We start from the raw sequence: 22,431 nt of genomic DNA, 5'->3' as shown, positions 1-22,431 counted from the left end.
GTGGCGCGGCTGCCGTTGAGGCCAGGTGCGACAAATTCTCTATCTTCCTGGAAAGCAAGGAGAACGGAAGATGGCCCACACGGAGCTAGGATTGCGCGAAAGGCGCACAATCGAAGAAATGCTGAACTCGAAGATGTCTGTAGACAAAATCGCGGCTGAGATTGGCAGGCATCGCTCGACCGTGTTCCGTGAGATCAGGCGCAACAGGTTTGTCGATGACGAGCTGCCACAGTTGAACGGCTATTATGGGATGACCGCGCAGAGCATGAAGATGGGAACGCCCCGTCAGCATGGGATATCAGAAACCAGAGAAGACTTTGTCGAGGGCGCCCCGGATCTCATGGTCGGATCCGGAAAGATCAGAGACTGGCTCTTCACTGAGCCGCGCGGAGGGGATTGCCGCCAATTAGGCTGTGTGTAGAGCGTGGTCCTCGCCGTGACTCTCGAACACAGGCTCGAGGCGCCTGATTACCCTCGGCCCGGCTGAAACCACGATGAGAGGTGCGACGACACGGGAGCCGGTGTCGATCAGGTTCGCCTGAAGGTCGAACACCAGCCGTCCGCCGGCTGGCCTGTAGACCTGGAACTGTGCCATCAGTTGACCTTCAACACCTGCAGGTCTGTCAGTGGCGTCCCATTGGCCTCAATCCACGTGTGGCGTTCTGAGATCGCCGCAGCGTTCTCCGCGGCCCAAGCCTCCGCTCGCGCCGCGCGAACCGCTTCCGCAACGGCAGCATCGCTGACCGCTGACATGTTAGGACCCAACTTCCGCGCGGCGGCGAGATTGGCCACCATCGGGGTGATGTTCGTGTGCTGTTTCTCTGTTGTCGTTTGCACGATTTTCCCCTCCGCTGTCACACGAGAGATAAGGACGAAGGGTATGCGGGGAAATGGTGTGCAAACATCATGCCGCGTCGCAATCAATATGTTCAGGCACTCTGACACGACCGGCAGAGCGCCCTTCGCCGCCTTACTTCGCTGGCGGATGCGATTGTCAGGGGGATGACTTGAGAGGGATGGACATCGGGCGTTTGATCATGAGCCTATGCGGCCCATCTTCATTGGTCCGCTGCCCTCAAGATCGCTTGCCAGTCCTGAGCTGCGCCGAGGACACGCAAGATCGCAAGATAACTGCCCTCGGTCCGGTAGATGATCAAATGTTCAGCGCTGGGATGTATGCGAACAGGCGGATCAAACTCACGGCGTTCACGCGCCATCTCTGGCATGAAGAGCAGCCGCTCTAACGTATCTTCAAGGATATCGGTATAGCGATCGGCCTGGGCGGCCGACCACCGCTGCGATGTGTAGAGCCAGATCTCTTCCAAATCGTATTGGGCTGCGGGTGTCAGCCGATAGGACGTCAGGCTACTTGCGGGCATGCCGCTCTCGCATCCCCGCCTTGAACGCCTTGAAGTCAAACGGCTCAGGCTCGCCGCTCTTCACGCCCTCGTCAATCGCTTGCTGCAACGCCTCGATCGCCTGTGCGCGCTCCTGATCGCGGCGGATGAGGTGGCGCACATAATCGCTGGTATTGCTGTAACGACCGTCCTTGAGCCGTGCTTCAACCCAGGTCTTCATTGGGTCGGGAAGGGAAACATTCATGGTCGCCATTCGTCATCCTCCTTTTGTTCTCCAGTATGCCACGTAATGACAAGGATTGTCAAAAATAATGGCAAAAACCGCCACAGCTAGATGCAGAATAAAGGATTGATAGGCTTCGTTATCGGGCGTTTGTCGACAGTGGTATCGTTCTTCGGGATGCGTGTTGCTGTGAGGCCGTATGATCGCTGACGCCGCCAAACCGCAAATGCGCGATGACAGAAGCGGATGTACAGCATTGCTGGCAGGCGGATGACCTCAGGAGACATCTTGAAGTTCTCGAAGCGACAGCGTTTGGTCATGATCAGACGCCAGTGAGCGCTCTGCCCCATTTCAAGCCAGGTTCCCATGACAAGACCCTGTGATGACTTTCTCGAAGTCCAAGGGCGCAGGATAATCACGCTGCATCTTTCTCTCACGCGGAAATGGCTTACCTGAGAGAAAATAAGGTGAGCGATGCTGCTAAGGTGAGCGATGCTACTGAGACTTCAAGACGTCATCAAGACTTATCCGGGCACGGACATGCCCGTGCTTCGTGGTGTCTCGCTGGACCTCGAGAGCGCAGAGATGCTGGCCCTTACGGGCGAATCCGGCTCTGGCAAAAGCACGCTTTTGCATGTGATCGGCGGTTTGGACAGTGCCGACAGCGGCACTGTCGCAATCGATGGCACCGACCTTACCTTGCTGGATGACGCCGGCCGCGCGGCTTTGCGACGCGGGACCGTTGGCGTCATTTTTCAGCAGTTCAACCTGATCCCGTCGCTCACAGTGACAGGCAATATTGCCTTCCAGGCGCGGCTGGCTGGTCGGCATGATCCAGCGCGCGACCTTGTTTTGGCCGAACGTCTTGGCCTTGGCGCGCATCTGCATAAATATCCCGAACAGTTGTCGGGCGGACAACAGCAAAGGGTCGCCATCGCCCGCACGCTCGCGCCGCAGCCGAAACTGGTACTGGCGGACGAGCCAACCGGCAACCTCGACGAGGTGAGTGCCGATGCCGTGATGAGCCTGCTTCGGGATCTGGTCGCCGAAACCGGCGCGGGACTGATCCTTGTGACCCATTCCGAACGGCTGGCCGCTGACATGCCCCGTCGGCTTCACCTGAGATCGGGGCAGGTGACGTGAACGCCGCAGTCCTGGCAGCTTTGGCGGGATATTGGCGGCGTAATCCGCTGCAACTCGTGACTCTTATGGCGGGTCTGACGCTGGCGACCGCGCTTTGGTCAGGGGTGCAGGCCATCAACGCCGAAGCACGGTCAAGCTACGACGCGGCGGCAGCCACACTGGGCGAAGGAAGCTACGCCGAGATTACCGCGCGGGACGGCGGCGTTATCGCGCAGGAGGGCTACGTCACGCTGCGCCGTGCCGGATGGGCGGTCTCGCCCGTCATCGAGGGGCGGATCGACGGGGTTCGCCTGATTGGCCTCGAGCCATTGACAGCCCCCGGTGGTCTTGTCCCGGTCGATCTGGGTGCTGGTGCCGATCTGGGCGCCTTTCTTTCCGGTGCGGGGCAGATTTTCGCGCGGGCTGAAACGCTGGACCTACTGCCTTCGCTCGATATGCAAGGCGTGATCGCACCCGACGTCGCGCCCAACACGGCCCTGACAGATATCGGGATTGCACAGCGCATGCTGGGCCGTTCCGGCCAAATCGACCGTCTGATCGTCTTGCCGGATCAACCCATCTCGCGTCGGCCGCTGCCAGAAATAGCACCGGATCTGATCGAAACCACACCGCAAGCTGGGGGCGACGTGGCCCCCCTGACCGATAGTTTCCACCTAAACCTCACCGCCTTTGGCCTGCTGTCCTTCGCCGTCGGCCTTTTCATCGTGCATGGTGCCATCGGCCTCGCCTTCGAGCACCGGCGCCCGATGATGCGCAACCTGCGGGCACTCGGCGTGCCATTACGGCGGCTGATTGCGCTGATGGCGTTGGAGCTGGCCCTGATCGCGCTGATCGCGGGGGCCCTGGGTGTTGCCCTCGGCTATGTCTTCGCGGCAATTCTGTTGCCGGATGTCGCAGCCACCCTGCGCGGGCTCTACGGTGCCGATGTGTCGGGACAACTCAGCCTGCGACCCGCGTGGTGGCTCTCGGGGTTGGCCATCGCATTGGGCGGAACGTTTGTTGCGGCCAGCGGCGCGTTCTGGTCGCTGGCACGCATGCCCCTTCTGAGCGGCGCGCAGCCGCGGGCCCTGGCGGTGGCCAGGCAAAGCGGATGGCAGGCCGCGCTGGCGGTGTCGCTCCTGGCCGTGTCCGCGGCGCTGGCGATTTGGGGCGATGGCCTGTTGGCGGGCTTTGGCATGCTGGGCGCGCTGTTGATCGGTGGCGCGCTGGCCCTGACGCCGCTTCTTGCGATTGCGCTGAAACTGGCCGAATTGCCAGCGCGTAGCCCTGTCGCCGAATGGTTCTGGGCAGATACCCGGCAACAGGTTCCGGGGCTGTCACTTGCGCTGATGGCGCTATTGCTGGCCATGGCTGCCAATGTGGGCGTCTCGACGATGGTATCGTCCTTTCGACTGACCTTCATAGCGTTTTTGGATCAGCGCCTGGCGTCAGAACTGTACGTCAGCGCCGAGGACCGAGCGCAGGCTGACGCCATCACGGAGGTCGCATCGCGGCGCGCCGAGGCCATTCTGCCGATCCTGTCAACCGAGCGGCAGATCGCCGGCCTACCGGCTGAGATTTTCGGCGCGCGAGATCACGCCACCTACAGAGACAACTGGCAATTCCTGCGTGCAGGGCCGGAGGTGTGGGAGAGGGTCGCACGCGGCGAAGGTGCTCTGATCAACGAACAGATTTTCCGGCGCACCGGATTGGATCTGGGCGATACTGTCGCGGTGGCGCCGGATGTGATGCTTCCGGTTCTCGGCATCTATGGCGATTACGGCAATCCGATCGGGCAGGTTATCCTGGGCGAGGATCTCTTTCGCAGCCTTTATCCCGATGTTATCGCTTTGCGCTTTGGGCTGCGCGCCGGGCCCGAAGGCACTGCGGCGCTGCGCAGAGCCCTGCAGAGCGAGGCGGGGCTGAGCGGGACGGCAATCATCGATCAGGCGTCGCTCAAGGCGATGTCGCTCGCGGTGTTCGAGCGCACATTTACAGTCACGACGGCGCTCAATGTGCTGACGCTGGCAGTGGCTGGCTTTGCCATCCTGATGAGCCTTCTGACCCTCGCGGCGATCCGCCTGCCACAGCTTGCTCCGGTCTGGGCGCTTGGTCTGACCCGGCGCCGGCTTGCCTTGCTCGATCTGTTGCGCGCGATCATTCTGGCTGCGCTGACCACAATACTGGCGCTGCCGCTGGGCCTGATGCTGGCCTGGGCGCTGCTGGCCGTGGTAAATGTCGAAGCCTTTGGCTGGCGCCTGCCGATGTATCTCTTTCCGTTGGATTACCTGCGCCTGTCGTTTCTGGCCTTGCTCGCCGCAGCACTGGCCGCGACCTGGCCTGCCTGGCGGTTGTCGCGCACGCCGCCCGCCCGGTTATTGGGAGTGTTCCAAATTGAACGCTAGGTGGATCGCACTCGTGGTGTTGCTACCCTGCCAGGCGGCGGCTCAGGGCTTTGCCGGACTGGGCAGCACCGCGGCAGAGTTCGCAGCGCCGGTGCCGGGCACGGTGCTGGAATTTCCCGCTGACCACGGGCCCCACCCCGAATACCGCATCGAGTGGTGGTATCTGACCGCCAACATGACCGGCCCCGACGGCATGCCCTACGGTCTGCAATGGACGCTCTTCCGATCGGCCTTGGCGCCGCGGGACGGCACGGGGTGGGACACACCGCAGCTGTGGATGGGCCACGCGGCGGTGACCACGCCGGGTGCGCATCACGTCGCCGAACGCCTTGCCAGGGGGGGGATCGGGCAAGCCGGCGTTGTGGCCGATCCTTTCAACGCCTGGATCGACGACTGGCAGATGGAGGGGCCGGCCCTCAATCAGTTGAACCTCAGGGCGTCAGGTGCGGAGTTTGCCTATGACGTCGATCTGTCGGCAACAGGCCCACTCGTTCTGCACGGACAGGATGGCTATTCGGTCAAATCCGCAGCTGGTCAGGCCAGCTATTACTATTCGCAACCCTTTTATGATCTCACCGGCACGCTGACCATGCCCGGTGGAGACATACCCGTGACGGGCAGAGCATGGCTTGATCGGGAATGGTCGTCACAGCCACTGGCCGAGGATCAAGACGGCTGGGACTGGTTCTCGCTGTCGTTCACCAGCGGGGACAAATTGATGGGGTTCGTGCTGCGGGGCAGCGATGATTACACGTCGGGCACATGGATCACCGCCGAGGGCGCGACCACGGCCTTGCCGGATGGTGCGCTGTCCGCGACGCCCTCCGGCTGGCACGAGGTGGCGGGCCGCGAGGTGCCAACCCGCTGGCAGGTCCGCCTGCCGGAACGCCAACTGGATGTGACCGTCACGGCGATTAACCCGAATGCGTGGATGGACACATCCGTGCCCTATTGGGAGGGACCAGTCACCGTGGCAGGCAGCCACAAAGGTCACGGATATCTGGAAATGACCGGCTACGAAGAGTGACGCTCTCGCAAAGAGCATGTGCAAAGGAAACCGGCTTTTGAAATCCGGGCAGGTACATTCGAAGGATGGAATGAAAGGGTCATCTACCGAGGCAGCGATGCCCGCGGACCGCCACTCGACAGTGCCAGCGCAAACAGTCCGACGGCGCTGATTGCGATGCCAAGCGCCGGGCCGATGGCCGCCCCTCCGGTCATGGCAAAAAGCGTCAACGTACTCTGCGCGAGCCAGATAAACGGCACCGCAACCGCCGCCGCCCTATGCCTGCGTCCCGCAACAAAGAAGGCCGCGCCGAGGCTGGCCAGCGCCGTCGGGTCGGGCGCTATCGCGATGATCTCAGCGCTGGCGAAGCTGCGCCCCTGCAGGAACACGAGACCAGGATACGCAACCGTCGCCGCAAAGATGAGGCCGTAGCCCATCACGCGCGCTGTCACCGGTATATGCCATTGCTGCGGCCTACGCAGCGCAAGCCCTGCAAAGATGAACGCCTCTAACGCAAAGACCGGGGCAAAATACGTCATCGCCCAGTTGATTGGCGCATAGCGCTGCCAGACGAAATGCCACCCGGTCCAAAGCCATGCGATGGCAAGGAGCCCGAGGATCACCCGTGTGCCAAGTTCCGGACGCCGAGCGTGCAAGATCAGCGCCCCAAGCATCGCCAAGGACGGGAACAGCGGCATGGGCCAGAGGGCGACGTTCTCCAACTCGAAGAGCCGCCAATAGACCCGCTCGGAGAACAGCAGCAGGTCGGATAGCTCGTAGGTGAGCCAATCGCGCATCAGAGGCTGCGGAAATGCGAAAGGATCGCACGGCGCATGTCCGCATCCGGAAGGGCGCCCTTTGCTGTGGCCATGTTTTCACGCACGTGGGTCACCTTCGTGGTCGCGGGTATGGCAACAGGTAGCGCAGGGTGCGAGATGATGAATTTCAACAGCAGCTGAGGCCAGTTTTGGGCGCCAAGTTCAGCAGCAACGGCGGGCAGCGGCCGCCCCTCGAGCCTCCGCGCCAGCCCGCCGCCCTGGAACGGGCGATTTGCGATGACGGTAATTCCCTTTTCGCGAGCAAGCGGCAGCAGGCGGTCCTCGGCAGCGCGGTCGGCAAGGTTGTAGGTGAGTTGCACTGTATCCACCGGATAATCGCGCATCAGACGCTCAAGCAAATCGTGCCTCCGCCCATGCGAGGTGGTGAGGCCGACATGTCTGATCCGGCCCTGCTCCTTCATTGCGAACAAGGTTTCGATATGCGCCTCCCAAGCGACAAGGTTGTGAACCTGCATCAGATCAAACATATCGATGCCCCAGGCCGCGCGGCTCTGAGCTATCTGTGTGCCACCTTCCTCTGCAGCACGGGTCCATACCTTGTCAGCCGAGAACACATTTTCAGGATAGCCCAGCTTTTGCAGAGCATATCCGATCGTGTCTTGCGAAGAGCCATACATGGGCGAGGAATCTATCATTCCACCGCCTGCCTCGACGAAGGCAGCAATCACCTCGGCGCATTTGTCCAGGAGGACGGGATCGTTTCCGACGTTGAAGGTGATCCAGCTACCCAGCCCGATTACGGGGACAGACGCGCCCGTCGTTGGGATGGAGCGAACCGTTGACGCCCCTGCTAGCGCCGATCCCGGCACTGCAAGGACGCTTGCCGCACCCTTCAGGAGTGTTCGTCGTGTCAGCATGGTTTACCTCTCATGTCTGATCGCGATTGATCCGGCCCCCAGAGCGCGTCAGGCCCGGTCAATCAGAGGTGCGCTCGCCAAGGAATGCCGATAAGGAGGCCCAGCTTGCCGCGTCGGCCCTGGCGTCGTAGCGATCCGATCCAAAGACCGTGAAGGCATGCGGCGCGCCCGAATAAATCTCTGCGGTATAGGTATTGCCAGCGGCCTCAAGCTCCGAAGCGAAATCCGCCACATCCTGCAGAGTGATTGACGTATCGGCGCCCCCATGGAGCACAAGTAACGGCGGCTCGTCCCCATCCCAGGACTGCCCTTCGGGCGTCGACAGGCCGCCATGAAATGTCGCAAAGCCGCTTGCTTCTGCGGCCATGTCGCTGCGCGCCATCTCCAGCGTGGCGGCTCCACCAAAACAATACCCCATTACGACCATAGCATCAGCCCCGGACTGCGCGCGCGCCTGCGTGGCACCGCGGCCTTCAACAATGCGCGCATACGCTCACGGTCGCCATAGAGCGCCCCTGTCGCCGCGCGGCGGTGATCGACAGTCTCGGTCGGAGTGTCCACGCCGTACATATCCAGCGCGAAGGCGTCATACCCCATGTCGGCCAGCATGTCGGCGCGATTACGTTCGTAGTCTGTCAGGCCGTCCCAATCATGCACGATCAGAACCAGGCCCTTCGGGTCCTCGGCTGCAGCCCAATAGCCGTTCATCGCTGCCCCATCCACTGTGTAGGGCACGTCATCTGCGAATGCTGGGGCGCCGACGAGGGCGGTGGCAAAGACGACAAACTTGATACCCATTTTTGATCTCCTTTTCCATCGGCTGAGGCGACGGATGACGTCGGTTATGCACCTCGCTCTTGAAAACATGGCGCGCAGGGAGCCATCGGCAAGCCGGGCAGAATGCGCGTTAGCCGCGTGCAAAGCTCTGAGCCGCTTGCCAACCAGCGAGCTATCTGCCTAATCGCGCCTCCCACGCAAAGCCTCCGGAGAAGAGCAGGAAGAGGGCGATATCGGCCCGATTGCTGCCACGACTCCGACGAGGAACCACAACAACGCTGGCACGCTGCTTTGCGGTGCCGAAAGCAGGGGGTGGCCGGTTACCGAGCACCGCGCGTTTAACTTGGATGCAAAAACCCTTTTGAGTCGCGCTTTGGGCTAAAATTTCAAAAGCGGGGATGCATCCCGGATATCAAAAGAACGTTTCAAACGCCGCACGCCAGCTTTGACGCACCGGTGAGCAGCAAATGGTTAACCGTATCCGCGCGCCGTTTTTTCACAGGCGTCCTTTCAAGTTGCAAAACATGGCAACAGCCCCTCCGGCGACTTCTAGGTATCAGACGCGTTGCCCGGTCAATCGGATGCTATGCCAGCCCTCGGCTGTGCAGCACACCGATGCGGTCTCGAATCTCGCCTCGGATCTGCCCATTGCGCGGCAGATCGGCAAGCGACGTGATCCAATGCGGCTCGGGCTGGATTTCGCGCGCCGATCCTTGCCGGGTCCAGTGCAGCGCGCGCAGCACAGCCTGCGCGGCCCCCGGCAACCGGTCCGGCATCTCGTGGCCGTTCATGATTGCCCAATTTCCGGTCCATAGCCGCGCAACCGTCCAAGGATTATAGCCGCCTCCACCCAGTACCAATAGCCGCGGTGCCATCCGGCGCACCGCGCGCAGGATCGCCCAATGGGCCCCGTTGGAAAGGCTGAGGCGCGATTGAGGGTCCTCCTCCACCGCATCCGCGCCGCATTGAAGCACGACCGCGTCCGGCTTATGGTTCGAGACAAGAGGGAGGATCAACTCGTCACGTATTACGGCCATTTCGGAATCATTCAGCCCGCGTGGCACAGGCAGGTTGTAGACCTGACCGACGCCGCGGTCACTTAGCGCACCGGTGCGCGGCCAGCGGCTCTCTTCGTGGGTCGAAATCAGCAGCACGTCAGGCTCAGCAGCGAAGGCATGTTCTACCCCATCGGCGTGATGGGCGTCGATGTCGATATAGGCCACTCGGCGCGCGCCGTTTCTGCGTAAGGATTGGATCGCAAGCACGACGTCATTGAGATAGCAAAACCCGTTTGCCCGATCAGGAAGACCATGATGCGTGCCGCCGGCCGGAGAATAGATGGCGCCGCCTGCTGCCAGTATTTCGCCCGCGAGGAGTGATGCACCAGCCCCAGTCGCGGGACGGCGAAACATCTCGGGAAAGACGGGGTTTGAAGGCGTTCCGATGTGATGGCGGTCGCGCTCCGGCGGAGGGACGAACTGGTGGCGCTCGGCTCGCATCAGCGCCGCGACATAGCGCTCGGTGTGAAATCCAGTCAACGCTGCCGGCTTGGCCCGAGGACTGATGCGATACTGATCAGTACCCAGCCAGCCCATGGCGCGCGCAAGGTCGATGACGGTGGACACCCGCGGAATGCGAAGTGGATGCCATGCTCCATAGCTCGACCCACGGTAGATTTCGGAGCCAAAGAAGAGGGGCGGGCCGTCAGGAAGCAATCGATGAGCCAGTCAACGGGGCTGTGGAACGCTCAGAGTCTGCTTGCAAAATCCGTTCCCTGAGCGCTTTGCGGTCACCATGCATCTGAGGTTTCTGGGCACTCAGGTGCGGCTTAAAACGGTAACCCAAAGCCATCCGCTGACGACATGAGAGCGATTTGGAAGGCGTGTTGGGTAACACGATCTTCACCTGAAATACGATTTGAGAATGAACTGGATCCATCCGCATCCCAGCCTCGCTCCAGTAATTATCTCCATGGCGCCGACCTTTGCTGATGGTCACAGCATCTCTGACCGTAGGGTAGCATGAGAGATAGAGTGCCGGATCGAAAGCGCCACGTTCCCTAGCCGCGCAGCGGGAACAGCGCATTTTTAGCCTGCCGGGCAAACCTGCGCTTTCTGTCTGGTGGTCTTACATGATCATGTCCGAATGACGTAGCAGGCCGGGTCCAGAGCCTAAGCTCATGCAAGGCAGAAAATTGCAATCCCGAGCATTGCGACAACATGAGAAGCGACGCAGCAAGGGTCAGTCTAGCGCAAGGTCTGAAGGTCTAATTGTGTCTCCCGCACAGCCTTCCGGAAAGAAGGTCTCCGTCCGCCCGGTAATCCTGTATGCTAGCAGTCCGATCCACTCCTTCACCCCGGTGTTGAGCTCGTCGAGGTGCTCCGCAAGATTCCATTCAATCCGGCCCCAGACTTTGCCGCCGCGGTAGTCGGCGGGGTAGGGCACCAGATTGCGCCATCCAGCCGCGCAGAAGCTCCCGAGGGCCCGCGGCATGTGAGACGCGCTGGTCACCAGTATCCAGGGGCCCTCACGATCTGGCACCATGGCGCGGGACAGAACGGCGCTCTCCGCTGTCGTCCGTGAGCGTCCCTCGACAATGAGCCTCTTCTCGGAGAGCCCGAGCTGCCGCAAAATGTCAGGGCCCAGTTCGAAGGCGCCTTCAGCGACAGGTGTGATTGCCACTTTGCCACCTGAATAGAAGACCACCGCGTCCGGAAACTGCCGCGAGAGCTGTATGGCGACAATCAGGCGATCCCCGGCGTGGTTTACCTGCGCCACGCTGCCTGCGTAGCCAGGAGCCGCATCTTCGGCGCCGCCGAGAACGAGTATGCCGGCCGGGTCCGTAATCGTTGGCCTGGCAGGATATGCTCGCTCCAGCGGGTTCAGCACGAGATTGCCAACCGGAAACACGCCGATCGCGATGGTGATGCATAAGGCCCCCGCAAGGAGTCGGGACGCTGCAACACTGCGCCCCGGCCATAAACAGATGAGCGGCAGGGCGAAGAGAAGAACAAGCAGCGTCTCCGGCCGGATCAGCAGCCAGGCGATCTTGCTCACGATAAGAAAGGCCGTGTCCAAAGGATCTCTTCTCTGCGATCAGGTCTTGCTTGGATGAATGCGAATGCCGGGAGCGTCATCTGGCGCACCGATGAATTCGATGCCGGCGGCTTCGAGGCAAAAGCGGGCAATGTGTATTCCACTCATCGCGGTGGACGAAATAGAACGCCTCTGCCGCCATCGTGGGTTTGGATGAACTCAATACCTGCGTTTTCGAGCGCACTGCGGATTGCGTTCAGATTTGCTGAGGTGCTGCTTGAGACCCCATCTACAGCTTCAATTCTGGCAATTGTCCTCGCGCTAACATCGGAGAGCTTCGACAACTCGGCGACGGTTATGCCAAGCGCTGCACGAGCGGATCTAATTTGTGGCCCTGTCAAAGTTGACACTTAATTCCTCTTGGCATAAATGTTGCCATATGACAAATAATCAGCCAAATACAATGCTCGACTGGCGCTCCCAATTTCAGCGCCTCGAAGGCGCATATGCACCGTCAACAATGCGTAGTTACTGCGCGGATGTCGAGGCGTTCGAGGCTTGGTGTCAGGAAAATTGCTGTGCTGCCTTTCCCGCATCCGTGGAGACGGTGTGTCGCTTCCTGCAAGAGCAGGGCGCGGGCAAAGCGCCCTCAACAACTCGGCGGCGACTTTACGCCATTCGCAAAGTACATCGCCTCCTGCAATTGGAGGACCCGACGTATGACGAAGACATCAACCTGACGTTTCGCCGTATCAGGCGCGCAAAGCTTGGGCGTCCAAAACAAGCGAAAGGTCTGACGCGGAAATATCTGGAGAGGTTCTTGAGCGTACAGCCGGATAATCCATGGGGGCTTCGCAACCGTGCCATGTTGTCATTGGGCTATGAGTTGCTCGCGCGGCGGTCTGAACTTGTTGCACTGACAACAGATGATCTGGAACTCCTGAGCGACGGCACGTCACGCGTCATCATCAGACGTAGCAAGGCGGACCCCTACGGTCAGGGCAGGGTCGCGTTTACCTCCAAGATGACCTCAAAGTTGGTGCAGGACTGGCTGGAGTGGCGAGGTTCCGATATCGCGTATCTGTTCTGCCCGATCTACAAGGGCAAGGCGGTGGATCGCGACTTGAGCACGACGACAGTAAAGCGTCTGGTTAAATCTTCCGCCAAAGCCGCAGGTCTCGAGCAGGAGATCATCGACACGTTCAGTGGTCATTCACTCCGGGTTGGTGCCGCACAGGATCTCCTATGCGCGGGTTATGACGCGGCAGCCATCATGCGGGCAGGGGGGTGGAAGTCGATTAATATTCTGGGACGATACTTGGAGGTGGCCGAGCATAATGTCTGGGCGTGACCCGATGCACCGTAAACGCCAAACCCGAACTGTCTGGGAATCAGTTTTATCGGGCATTTGGATTTGAGTGTGTAACCGCCTGCCGACGTTACCGATGTGTCAAGATGGATCTACCATGATCCACAGAGGGGAGCGGTCATGTCGGATATTTTTAGGGTCGGGCTCGATGGCGAAGAATGCACTTCTGGCATATGGATGTTGGTGCCGAAAGGATCTCAACTTCGGGTCTGTATCGATTGGACATACGGATTGAGCAACCTGATGTCTGGAAATTCTCTGACGCCATGATCACGCATCCTGGCATTCCCACTTGATGTAGGCTTTCGTGTCGGCGGCCCATTTGTCGTCGATCTCGACCAGCACGGCGCTGACCAAGCGCTCGAGGGCGGCCTCGTTGGGAAAGACGCGGCCCTTGACAGTGCGACGCTTCAGCTCCTGCTGGACGCTGCGCTCCATAGGGTTAGAGGTGCGCATGCGGCGGCGGTGGTGCGCTGGCAACGTGAAGGCGGCGAGGCCCTCGGGTACATTCTCCTCCAGCCATGCAGCAAGTTTCGGCGCTGTATCGCGATAATCCGCGACCAATTCGGTGAGGGCGGTTTCGGCCTTGGCGAGGGAGGCCGCGTTCCAGATCTCGCGCAGCTCGGTGCCGATCTGCTTGCGGATGGCAAGGTTCGGCGCGTGATGGATGGCGTTTTGGGCGAGGTGAAATTGGCAGCGCTGCCATGTGGCTCCGCCGAAGACCGCCCTGCGCGCGGCCCGCAGTCCGGCATGATCGTCGGAGACAATGTATTCGACCCCGCGCAGGCCGCGGGCCTGGAGGCTCTCCAGAAAGGCGCGCCAATGCACCTCGGCTTCCGAGAGGGCGACAGAGACGCCCAGCACACGGCGGCGCTCATCCGGGCCGATGCCGACGGCCGAGAGCACGGCGGCATCGCGAACGATCCCGCCATGGCGCATCTTTTCATACCGGGCGTCGAGGATCAGATATTTGACCTCGCCGAGAGGCCGGTTGCGCCAGGCGGCCAATTCGTCATCGAGCAGCGTCGCGGCGCGGCTGACCTGCGAAGAAGAGAGGCTCTCTATCCCGAACTCGCGCATCACCGCTTCAGCCTCGCGGGTGGAGACGCCCTTCACGTACATCTCAGCCACGGCCAGCATCACGGCGCGCACCGAGCGCCGCCCGCGCTCCAGCGACTGCGGATAGAAGGGCTGGCCGTCATGATCGGCAGTCTTGGGCACCTGCACCGAGACCGTGCCTGCGGGGGTGTCAATGCGCTTGGGCTTGTAGCCGTTGGCATAGCCCTGCCGCCCGGCGCTGCGCTCGTAGCGGCCTGCACCGAGAAAGCGCTCGCGCTCGATCTGCATCGCCAACTCAAACGCCCGCGCAAAGACCGTGGCCATGTCGCCCGGCCCGTGTTCGATCAGATGTTCCATGAGGGCCTCGACCGTCGTATCCTTGTCTTCGTCCATTTGCCTGTCTCCATGGTTGGTTTGCAATTTCATGGAATACCAGAATGGGCAGTCCTTGCCGGGGCGCGCCCCGGCAAGGACTCATGGCCCCAGCGCCAAATGAATTTCCAGACCTGACGTTACACCACCGACATACGCCGGACTAAACGGAAGCCTTCAGAGCAAAAAAGACGACCCCGACGAAGGCTTACCTTATAAGTAGGCTCGCCGAATGAAGATCCTTTACCGTCGAAGACTGCCGAGATATTCGCCGTAGCCATTCTTGCCGAACCGCTCTGCGCGGGCTTTCAGTTGGGCGGCATCAATCCAACCCATTTCAAAAGCTACCTCGTCGGGTGAGCCGACTTGCTGACCCTGGCGTTCCGTCAGGGTGCGTACGAAATTTCCGGCGTCCAAAAGGCTGGCATGCGTGCCCGTATCCAGCCAGGCGTAACCACGGCCCATTTTCTGTACGCTTAGCGCTCCGTCGTGCAGGTAGCTTTCCAGAAGACTGGTGATCTCCAACTCGCCGCGGGCCGAGGGGCGCACAGCTTTAGCCCGTTCTGGTGCCGTGCCATCCACGAAGTACAGCCCGGTCACGGCATAGTTTGAAGGAGGCACGGGCGGCTTTTCGATTATCGATATCACCGAGCCAGTGGCATCGAAGTCCACCACGCCATAGCGTTCCGGATCAGCCACGCGGTAGCCGAAGACGGTGGCGCCGGCGCTGGTTTTGCCGACCTCTTGCAGCAGGTCGGGCAGGCCGTGGCCAAAGAAGATATTGTCCCCCAGCACCATGGCGGCGGGGCCGCCGGCCAGAAATTCCTCGGCCAGGATGAAGGCCTGCGCCAGCCCATCGGGGCTGGGCCGCGCCTTGTAGGAAATCGAAATGCCCCATTGACTGCCATCGCCCAGGGTGCGCTGGAACTGCTCCTGGTCATGCGGGGTGGTGATTACCATGATCTCGCGGATGTCGGCCAGCATTAGCACGGTCAGCGGGTAGTAAACCATTGGCTTGAAGCCGCTAGCCTTGCCCCACTAGTGTGAAATACGTGTGAGCGATCTCGTCCCAAGTATAGCGCCGCTGCGCGATTTCGAGCATGTCGGCCCCAATCCGCGCCGCGTCCTCGGGGGTCATCGCCTCGACCTCTCGGGCAAGATCCGCGGCGTTCTCGAAGTAGCGGGCCTTTTCCTCGGTGCTGTAGCGGTTGAAAGTGCAGCCATGCGCTAGAACCGGCACCCCGAAATGCATCATTTCCACCAACGATGGATTGGTGCCTCCCGCCGAATGCCCATGCACGTAAAGCGCGGCGCGACACCGCAGGGCGCGCAGAGCGCCAGGGTCGTAGACCGGGTCCAGCAGATACATGTTGTCCCGATCGGCATACTGCGTCTTCAGCTCCTGCCCGTAGACGCTGTTAGCCCAATTTCCGACAAAAACCAAAGGCAAAGAGAGCTGCGGCCAGGCCTCAAGGATGGTGTGGACGTTGTTTTCGGGCTCGATACGGCACAGCGCCAAGGCATAGCTGTCGGGCAAGCCCTCCGGTGCGCTTCCTTCTCCGGCAAAAGCGACCGCATGATCGCCTCCATAGGCAATGATCCGGCATTCGCTATCATATGCATCGCGCACGTGGTCGGCGATTGCTTGGTTGTCGGCGATGACCTGATGCGAGAAGCGCACAGCGGCCCATTCGGACGCGCGCAGAACCGCCCGCGCCACACCCTTCCACTTCTCACGCTTCCACTCAATGCCGTCGATGTTGGTGACAATGCGCGCCCGGCTGACGAGGCGGATCAGCGGCAGTGCCAGCGCTCCAGAGACGCCCAGAAGAAGGATCTGGTCGTGGCCGGAGCGAACGGCCTGCCAAAGGCTTATGGCGTCGTACAGAATACTCTGCGCACCATTGGCACGCAAATTCACATAGCGCAGATCGGCGCTTTCGAATTGATCGGGATGCTCGGTGTTGTCTTTGCCAGAGCACCAGACGGTTAATATGGCGCTATGGCTGGTGCGGGCATGGTAATGCACGAGGTTCTCGGCCAGGGTTTCGAAACCGCCATAGCGGCCTGGTACTCCGACGGTACCCAGCAGCGCGATCTTCGGGTGGCTTGTCATTGAGTTTCTCTGGTTGGCAGGTCTTGCGCCTCGGCAAGGATCCTGCGCAGTTTCCTAGCGTAAGCGTCAAAGGTGAACTCGCTGGCACGGTTGCGAGCAGCCTGTGACATTGTCATGGCTAGGTCCGGGTTATCTGCTAACTCAAGGACTGCGGCTTGAAGCGGGGTGCCGTCTCGCGAGTCTATGCAGTAGCCTTCCTGCCGGTGTGTAACAATCTCTGCGGGTCCACCCACAGGAGGGGCGATCACCGGCACTCCAAAGGCCATCGCCTCGACCAGTGTGAGGCCGAATGTTTCAACCACGAGGTCGACCCGGGTGAGGTTGAGTAGCACGTCGGCCGTGGCGTAGAAGCGCTCAGGATCGTCAACTCTCGGGACGATCTCGAGATTGTGCGGCCGGCTCGCGGCCGGTAGGTAGCGCTCAATCTCCGCCGCGTCTGCATTCAGCACCAGTTGAAACCGAATGTCCTGGCGGGCCATCAGCAGTTCCGCGAGCGCCAAGAATTCATGAACGCCCTTGAAGTCGCGCGGCGAGGCCAGCATCAGCACTAAGAAGTACCCGGTCCGGCGCGGCGCATAAGGCGTGGCGGAGCCCTTCGCGGCGATCCGGGGCGCGATAGGGTTCGGCACTACGGCGCCGGGGATGCGCACGATTGGCAGTCGGGCCATATGGTCATTGGATACGTAGAGCACCCTTTCGGCGGTCTTCTCGACCATGTTGACGAGAAAGCGGCGGAGCGGGCTCGGCGAGATCGTCGCCTCGTGCGCATGGTAAAGCACAATGTGGCCGTTGCGCTTGGCCCAGAGCGCCGCGCCAAACGGTAGGAGCGTGTTGACGTAAAAGATTGCATCACCGGGCAGCCGCGCACGCGATAGGGCGCGGTAAAGGAAGTACTGGCTCGTTAGAAAGGTGAGCAGCGTTATTAGCCGGAACCGGCCACGGCGATACCAGTAGCGCCGGATCGGTATTCCCGCGTTTTCGAGTACGCCGCGGCCTTGGCTGCCTACAAACAGCAAGTCGTCCGGCCCGGCGTGGGATAGCGCCTTGATGGTCTCGCGCAACACCGTCGGGCTACCGGAGTTGTCGTTGAGAAGGTGGCAGAAGACTATCACCGTACTATTTCATCATACACTAACATGCAGGAGCCTCCCAAAACATTATTGGGGGCAATCATCGTGGGGCCGCGCCCAAGGTCGCGTAGACATCCAGGACTTGCCCTGCAAATCCGTCCCAGCCGTATCTTGTCCGTGCCGCTTCGGCGATTTCAGCCGGATTGGAACCGGCGACCGAGACGGCGAGAATGGCTTCAGCCAACGCGGTGACGTTATTCGCGCGTGCATGTTGATCGGTGACACGATGGAGTCCCGGCAAGGTGCAGGCCATGTCGGAAAGTTCGCTCGGTCCCTCGAACCCGATCACTGGTAATCCTGTCGCAAGGGCTTCCACCCAACTCAAACCACCGGCCTCGGCGGAAGTGAATAGGAATACGTCGTAGTCACCATACATCGCCAATAGCTCGTCGCGCGGAACCGCCGGATGGAACGTAACCCGGTTCGCGACCCCAGCTGCGCGGGCGAAGTCAGCCAAGAAAGCACGACAAGGCCCGTCGCCGATGAGTGTCAGTGTCGCCTCATCGGGCAGTTGCGCGAGGGCGAGCAGGGCAAGATCCAATCCCTTGATCCAGTCGAGCCGCCCACCCGACACCAAACGCAATCCGCCTGCAGGGCGTGGGTTGCGCTGTGGCACAATGTCGAGATCGAGTCCGAGCTGGCTGCGTCGGCGCACGCTGGCATGGCTGGTAAGCCGTAGCCGTCGGTCGACCCAGCTGCCGGCCGAGAGTACGACGCTGGTGCGCCGTGTGGCCAGCGTAAGGAGCGGATCGAGCCGCCACGCCAGCCGCCGCATTAGCGTCTTTGCGCGGTTACGCCAGCTCATGACAGTCGGCCATGTCTCGCTGCGCCATTCCGCGATGCCTTCATTGTGGTTGATCGGTCCCCAGACCGTCGGCCGCCCGAGGATCCACGCCGTGCTAGGAATACTGTCGTTGTGGAAGTTGAATGTGTGAACTACCGACAGGCGGCTCACCAACCAAGGGCGCTTCCTGAGCACGAAAGGCCAGATCGCCTGCCACAGGTAGGCGTACGGTCCGTAGAGCCGGGCACCCATCTTCCACCAGGCAGCCCATTTTGGCAGGTCGTACCCAACCAAGTGCACGTTCGGGCACTTCGCGCGAAATTCCGGATTGGCTCGAAGCTCGGCCACGTTGTTTTTGCGGGTGACGAGGACCACCCGGGCTGCGGGATCGAGGCGAGCCAACAAGCTGCGGGCGACATAACCTTCGCTGGACCGCATTCCGGCGTCGTAGGCTGCTATCAGGATACAGTCGCGCGTAAGGGTGTCTCGCTGAAGTGGGATGCTTGGGCTGGTCATTCTGTCTTTGTCAGGTCGTCGATCGGTCTCATGAGGCGCGCCGGGACACCGCCAATGACGCTGCGTTCAGGGAAGCTCTTCGTCATCACGCTGTCGGCAGAGATGACCGACCCCCGGCCGATTTTGACACCGTCAAGGACTGTTACTGTTACTTTCACCCCTATCCAGCAGCCTGATCCGATTTCGATCCCAGACCGGGTCAGGCCCTGTTCGCGGATTCGATGGGCGGGATCGGAGAATATGTCGTTCTCGGGATGAACGCTGAGAAAGGCGCCGAAGATGCAGTCGGCACCGATTTTCACGCCACCGGCGCCGCCGATTTGGGCGAATTCGCCAGTGCCGACGTTGTCGCCGATTACGATCCCCTTGCCGATGTTGACGAGCGTGCCACTTGCGAACATCCGAGAAAAAGTCCCCAGCTTAAAGTTCCTGCCGAGCGTGATTCCTTCATGCGAGTTACAGTCGACCAAACAGTAGTCGTCGATCAGCACCGTACGGCCACTGATGTGCAAACTGTCCGCATCACTGATCCGGGCGCCGCGTCCGAGAACAATCCGTCGGCGCGCTGGCAGAAGACCGCGCAACAGACCACAGGCCAAGGTCAGGCAGCGCCCGACAACGGTGGAGAGCGGCACTTCAGGAACAGAGGCGAACGGCCACTTCAATGCTGTTGAGACGACGGCGGCTCCTATACGTTGCGCGTTCATGTTTGGGTCCTTCCCAGACAATCCCGTTCCGGTGTCGGAATCGAACCTTGGGGTCCGCAATGGGACGAAAGCAATGCGAACATCTCTTTCCAAGTCTGCAGTTGCCAATACATCTGTACAACCACATGATCACTGCGCTCATACAGATTACAGTGAACAAATGTCTGTTCTGCGAGATATAGACCGAAGTAGAGCAGGATTGCGTCTCGCGCAGCCACCTCGGAGCCGAACCGAAAAACTTGCGCGAGGATCGCATCGGGCGTAGCCCGATCTACTAGAATTCCTTGTGAAACTCGATAATGAAACGGATCAAAAAACTTTGTTCGCCGCGCGAACAGTTCCCAATCAATGATCCGCGCGGATCCGTCGGGCGCGAGCAGTACGTTCCAGCGGGTGAAATCGCCGTGGGCAAGGTAGCAATCAACGCGCCGGGCGGGGTCGAGCGTTGCCAAGTAGTCAAGGGCCGCCTGCCTAGTTGAAACAATCAGGGCCTGCAAATCGCGGTTCGGGTGTGACCGCGACGGTGAAGTATCCTTCGTCCAAGTCCTGACTAGTTCCTGAAGGGTAATGTCGGTCCTGCTGTGGGCGAAAAGTAACTCGTGCACCCGGATGATCTCTTCGTCGTTAAGGCGCCCATAGGTAGCGCCAGTCGAACGGACGTCTTCGAGTACGAGATTGTCCCCTATCCAGAAGTACCGTGGCACGCGCTTTGCCAGACCCTTGACATTGGCGAGAGCGTCTAGCGCCGCGGCTTCGTTCTGCGCCAGAGCGACGCTGCCAGAACTTATCGGAACCTTTATGAACCACGCCTTGTCGCCATCCTTGGCGAAGACGACGAATTTCCGATTTGGGCCGGGTGTTCCTAAGAACACACCGAGCTCCCCAAACCGAGAACGAAACTGGGAATAGGGCGAGCCTTCGGCGATATTCAGTGTAATGCGCTGTGACGGCAGGTGAAGTCCGACGGCGCCGAACAGCCGCGCGATGCAGTAGATTATCTTCGCGCGACGGTTGGCCTGAGGCCAAGTTTCGAGGTGCCAAGGCCGGCGATAGCCCGCTTCGAGCAACCAGCGTTCGCCACCATTGCGGGGAAACAAGCGGAAATGGGCGGCCTGGCCGCTCGCCGACTGCGGACCAAGCAGGGGAGTGAGATCGATCATCTTTGAAGGATCTCTTCGACGAGCCGTTGTGCTGTGACTTCGAGCGGACCGACGTTCTCAACTGCGATCGCACTTGGAAACAGCTGTGCTGCGGCCTTGTAGGCTGCCACCTGCCGTTCGGTTTCGTCAGCCGTGACCTCCTGCTTGCGCGCTTGGATCACATCTGGGGCTGCGGTGATAATTATGGCGAGGTCGGGTCGCGGCGCAAATGCCAAGAGAGCCCGCATCCACCAGCGAACCCGGGTCATCCGATACCGGCGCGGGTCGACAAGAATGTCGTGTATGAACCGGTCGAATAGCACGTACTCGTTACCGCGTTTCACCTTCGGCAGGCCCATATTAAACTCGAAAAGCATCAGTAAAATTTTTAGTAGGACGAGGCCCGCACCGTATTGGAGCCCCTCGTGCGGGTTGGTAGTAATCTTTGGCGTTCCTGACGGACGGTAGCGCTTCAGGTATCCGGGTGCAAAGTAATAGCGCGCAAACTTCAAACCCTGTGCAGCCAATTGCTTTTCTACGAGGCCCAGAAGTGTGGTCTTGCCCGCGCCGTCGGGGCCCAGGAAAATAACCGTTTTCGGAGGCTTATTCATGATGTGACTGTCCTGCGCAGGGTTTCGAGGATGTGCTGCGACACTACGGTAAGGACCCTCTCGAGGTCATCGCCGCCATCCGCATCGCGCTGTTGGATCTTCACCTGTAGCACGGGCTCCAGCCACGCTGCGCGTGTCGGGGTCGATCCAGCGGATTCGGCGTACAAGACAACCGTCTCGCCGCGAAACTTGCGCCAAGCAAGGCTCACGAGGTCCGCGTCGGTCTCCGGCATAACCAGTGAGTTGGGAAACCCCGCGCGTTCGAGCAGAGACCGGAACCGCCCGGTGATCGCGGCGCGCCGGGGAGAGTCGGCGCCCGCCACCTGCAAGATGCGGCCGGGAATGGTCGAGCGGAAGAGGGTGAAGTAGAGCTTTCTCCAGATCACACGCAGGCCCCAGCCCGGCATCCTTGCGACGCCGACGCCCGCCGATGCGGCGCGCAGTCGCCAACGCGCCCTGCGTGAAAGGCGGCCCCGGTCCAGATCGGCGCGCGACAGGGGTAGGCCGATGGCATCGAGGAACGCCGAGATCCGCTCCGGCGCGCAGGCCGCCGTGATCCGATCTCGGTCGCGTTCGCTCAGGTAACCGGCATAGAGCATCTTTTGCAGTAATGTGGCCAAGCCGATGACCTCGGTGTCGGATAGCGTCTCGTTCAAACGCTCGAATAGGGCCTGGCCCATCGGGTCAGCCCCGATGGCCGCCCAAGCCGCGCCATTGAAAAAGTCCACTTTTACCGCGCGATGGGCCTGGCCTGCGCCCAGGCGTTGTACCAGACAGATCTGCGTCAGATAACCGATGTCACCGACCCCGGCGATTGTCCAACCCGCGTCAACCGCCCTTTCTGCGACCCGCAACAGTGCCTGGCCTGACCGGCCACTGGGCACCAGCACGTCGATGTCCCCATCCTCGCGCGCGAGGTCGTCGAGACCGCGCAGGACAAAGAAATCCATCTGCCCGTCGAGTGCCGCGCGCACCAGGTCGGTGGCGGCTTGTTTGAATGACACG

The 22,431-nt window shown here is 60.9% G+C and carries 24 protein-coding genes and 2 pseudogenes; 5 read left to right on the top strand and 21 right to left on the bottom strand.

All coding sequences use genetic code 11. The features are described from left to right. Positions 1-70 precede the first annotated feature (70 nt). Positions 71-262 (top strand): annotated as a pseudogene (locus ACEWPM_RS17185) (helix-turn-helix domain-containing protein); the annotation flags it as partial. A gap of 144 nt (positions 263-406) precedes the next feature. On the opposite strand, the gene ACEWPM_RS17180 reads toward ACEWPM_RS17185, so the two are convergent. The 5 genes from ACEWPM_RS17180 to ACEWPM_RS17160 all read right to left on the bottom strand — a co-directional run bounded on the left by ACEWPM_RS17180 (position 407) and on the right by ACEWPM_RS17160 (position 1,949). Beyond that, the gene (locus ACEWPM_RS17180) at positions 407-595 is read right to left on the bottom strand and encodes a CcdB family protein (protein WP_393964046.1); all 189 of its coding nucleotides are present in this window, start codon (positions 593-595) and stop codon (positions 407-409) included. Further along, positions 595-837, bottom strand: coding sequence for a type II toxin-antitoxin system CcdA family antitoxin (locus tag ACEWPM_RS17175; protein WP_393964045.1), 243 nt, complete (start codon positions 835-837; stop codon positions 595-597). The genes ACEWPM_RS17180 and ACEWPM_RS17175 overlap by 1 nt, the downstream gene beginning before the upstream one ends. A gap of 221 nt (positions 838-1,058) precedes the next feature. Beyond that, entirely contained in the window at positions 1,059-1,379 is a 321-nt protein-coding gene (locus tag ACEWPM_RS17170; RefSeq protein ID WP_393964044.1) for a type II toxin-antitoxin system RelE/ParE family toxin, read from the bottom strand. Further along, the gene (locus ACEWPM_RS17165; RefSeq protein WP_393964043.1) at positions 1,366-1,611 is read right to left on the bottom strand and encodes a type II toxin-antitoxin system ParD family antitoxin; all 246 of its coding nucleotides are present in this window, start codon (positions 1,609-1,611) and stop codon (positions 1,366-1,368) included. The genes ACEWPM_RS17170 and ACEWPM_RS17165 overlap by 14 nt, the downstream gene beginning before the upstream one ends. 77 nt (positions 1,612-1,688) lie before the next feature. After that, complete coding sequence (locus ACEWPM_RS17160) at positions 1,689-1,949, bottom strand: hypothetical protein (RefSeq protein ID WP_393964042.1); 261 nt, start codon at positions 1,947-1,949, stop codon at positions 1,689-1,691. 124 nt (positions 1,950-2,073) lie between these two features. On the opposite strand from ACEWPM_RS17160, the gene ACEWPM_RS17155 reads away from it, so the two are divergent. The 3 genes from ACEWPM_RS17155 to ACEWPM_RS17145 are packed head-to-tail and all read left to right on the top strand — an operon-like array spanning position 2,074 to position 6,135. Then, positions 2,074-2,724: an ABC transporter ATP-binding protein gene (locus ACEWPM_RS17155; protein ID WP_393964041.1), complete on the top strand. Its 651-nt coding sequence runs from the start codon at positions 2,074-2,076 to the stop codon at positions 2,722-2,724. Continuing rightward, positions 2,721-5,108, top strand: a complete 2,388-nt coding sequence (locus ACEWPM_RS17150) for an FtsX-like permease family protein (protein ID WP_393964040.1) — start codon at positions 2,721-2,723, stop codon at positions 5,106-5,108. Before ACEWPM_RS17155 ends, ACEWPM_RS17150 begins: the two co-directional genes overlap by 4 nt. After that, a complete protein-coding gene (locus ACEWPM_RS17145) occupies positions 5,098-6,135 on the top strand; it encodes a lipocalin-like domain-containing protein (protein ID WP_393964039.1) in 1,038 nt (345 codons plus the stop codon). The genes ACEWPM_RS17150 and ACEWPM_RS17145 overlap by 11 nt, the downstream gene beginning before the upstream one ends. Before the next feature lie 83 nt (positions 6,136-6,218). On the opposite strand, the gene ACEWPM_RS17140 is transcribed toward ACEWPM_RS17145, so the two are convergent. The 7 genes from ACEWPM_RS17140 to ACEWPM_RS17110 all read right to left on the bottom strand — a co-directional run bounded on the left by ACEWPM_RS17140 (position 6,219) and on the right by ACEWPM_RS17110 (position 12,033). Beyond that, a complete protein-coding gene (locus tag ACEWPM_RS17140; RefSeq protein ID WP_393964038.1) occupies positions 6,219-6,911 on the bottom strand; it encodes a DUF6064 family protein in 693 nt (230 codons plus the stop codon). After that, positions 6,911-7,810 carry an aldo/keto reductase gene (locus tag ACEWPM_RS17135; protein WP_393964037.1) on the bottom strand — a complete coding sequence of 300 codons (900 nt, stop codon included), beginning with the start codon at positions 7,808-7,810 and terminating at the stop codon, positions 6,911-6,913. Before ACEWPM_RS17135 ends, ACEWPM_RS17140 begins: the two co-directional genes overlap by 1 nt. A gap of 58 nt (positions 7,811-7,868) precedes the next feature. Next, positions 7,869-8,228 carry a dienelactone hydrolase family protein gene (locus ACEWPM_RS17130; RefSeq protein WP_393964036.1) on the bottom strand — a complete coding sequence of 120 codons (360 nt, stop codon included), beginning with the start codon at positions 8,226-8,228 and terminating at the stop codon, positions 7,869-7,871. After that, complete coding sequence (locus ACEWPM_RS17125) at positions 8,228-8,608, bottom strand: dienelactone hydrolase family protein (protein WP_393964035.1); 381 nt, start codon at positions 8,606-8,608, stop codon at positions 8,228-8,230. The genes ACEWPM_RS17130 and ACEWPM_RS17125 overlap by 1 nt, the downstream gene beginning before the upstream one ends. A 563-nt stretch (positions 8,609-9,171) precedes the next feature. Continuing rightward, on the bottom strand, positions 9,172-10,314 hold the full coding sequence (locus ACEWPM_RS17120; protein WP_393964055.1) for an acetoin utilization protein AcuC: 1,143 nt from the start codon (positions 10,312-10,314) through the stop codon (positions 9,172-9,174). 514 nt (positions 10,315-10,828) lie between these two features. Continuing rightward, complete coding sequence (locus ACEWPM_RS17115; RefSeq protein WP_393964034.1) at positions 10,829-11,644, bottom strand: YdcF family protein; 816 nt, start codon at positions 11,642-11,644, stop codon at positions 10,829-10,831. A 143-nt stretch (positions 11,645-11,787) separates the two neighbouring features. Next, on the bottom strand, positions 11,788-12,033 hold the full coding sequence (locus ACEWPM_RS17110; protein ID WP_393964033.1) for a helix-turn-helix domain-containing protein: 246 nt from the start codon (positions 12,031-12,033) through the stop codon (positions 11,788-11,790). Between the two features lie 29 nt (positions 12,034-12,062). Between ACEWPM_RS17110 and ACEWPM_RS17105 the strand changes: the two genes are divergently transcribed. Continuing rightward, positions 12,063-12,974 (top strand): tyrosine-type recombinase/integrase, encoded by a 912-nt coding sequence (locus tag ACEWPM_RS17105; protein ID WP_393964032.1) that lies wholly within the window; start codon positions 12,063-12,065, stop codon positions 12,972-12,974. Positions 12,975-13,262: 288 nt separating this feature from the next. Here the strand turns inward: ACEWPM_RS17105 and ACEWPM_RS17100 are convergent, their stop codons facing one another. The 9 genes and pseudogenes from ACEWPM_RS17100 to ACEWPM_RS17060 form a co-directional block, all read right to left on the bottom strand. Further along, positions 13,263-14,444: an IS256 family transposase gene (locus ACEWPM_RS17100; protein ID WP_393964054.1), complete on the bottom strand. Its 1,182-nt coding sequence runs from the start codon at positions 14,442-14,444 to the stop codon at positions 13,263-13,265. 222 nt (positions 14,445-14,666) lie between these two features. Beyond that, a pseudogene (rfbA, locus tag ACEWPM_RS17095) lies at positions 14,667-15,440 on the bottom strand (glucose-1-phosphate thymidylyltransferase RfbA); the annotation flags it as partial. A 7-nt stretch (positions 15,441-15,447) separates the two neighbouring features. Continuing rightward, positions 15,448-16,539 carry a DUF1972 domain-containing protein gene (locus tag ACEWPM_RS17090; RefSeq protein ID WP_393963865.1) on the bottom strand — a complete coding sequence of 364 codons (1,092 nt, stop codon included), beginning with the start codon at positions 16,537-16,539 and terminating at the stop codon, positions 15,448-15,450. Then, positions 16,536-17,651: a glycosyltransferase family 4 protein gene (locus tag ACEWPM_RS17085; RefSeq protein ID WP_393963864.1), complete on the bottom strand. Its 1,116-nt coding sequence runs from the start codon at positions 17,649-17,651 to the stop codon at positions 16,536-16,538. Before ACEWPM_RS17085 ends, ACEWPM_RS17090 begins: the two co-directional genes overlap by 4 nt. Positions 17,652-17,709: 58 nt before the next feature. Further along, the gene (locus ACEWPM_RS17080; protein ID WP_393963863.1) at positions 17,710-18,891 is read right to left on the bottom strand and encodes a glycosyltransferase family 4 protein; all 1,182 of its coding nucleotides are present in this window, start codon (positions 18,889-18,891) and stop codon (positions 17,710-17,712) included. A gap of 74 nt (positions 18,892-18,965) precedes the next feature. After that, on the bottom strand, positions 18,966-19,676 hold the full coding sequence (locus tag ACEWPM_RS17075) for an acyltransferase (protein ID WP_393963862.1): 711 nt from the start codon (positions 19,674-19,676) through the stop codon (positions 18,966-18,968). Next, a complete protein-coding gene (locus ACEWPM_RS17070; protein WP_393963861.1) occupies positions 19,673-20,836 on the bottom strand; it encodes a phosphotransferase in 1,164 nt (387 codons plus the stop codon). Before ACEWPM_RS17070 ends, ACEWPM_RS17075 begins: the two co-directional genes overlap by 4 nt. Further along, positions 20,833-21,426, bottom strand: coding sequence for a nucleoside/nucleotide kinase family protein (locus tag ACEWPM_RS17065; protein WP_393963860.1), 594 nt, complete (start codon positions 21,424-21,426; stop codon positions 20,833-20,835). Before ACEWPM_RS17065 ends, ACEWPM_RS17070 begins: the two co-directional genes overlap by 4 nt. Continuing rightward, positions 21,423-22,430: a hypothetical protein gene (locus ACEWPM_RS17060; protein ID WP_393963859.1), complete on the bottom strand. Its 1,008-nt coding sequence runs from the start codon at positions 22,428-22,430 to the stop codon at positions 21,423-21,425. The genes ACEWPM_RS17065 and ACEWPM_RS17060 overlap by 4 nt, the downstream gene beginning before the upstream one ends. Position 22,431 lies beyond the last annotated feature (1 nt).

This window comes from Roseovarius maritimus, assembly GCF_043355895.2.
GTDB lineage: Bacteria > Pseudomonadota > Alphaproteobacteria > Rhodobacterales > Rhodobacteraceae > Roseovarius > Roseovarius maritimus.
The sequence above is the reverse complement of the archived record's forward strand: the minus strand, read 5'-3'. Positions and strand labels throughout refer to the sequence as shown.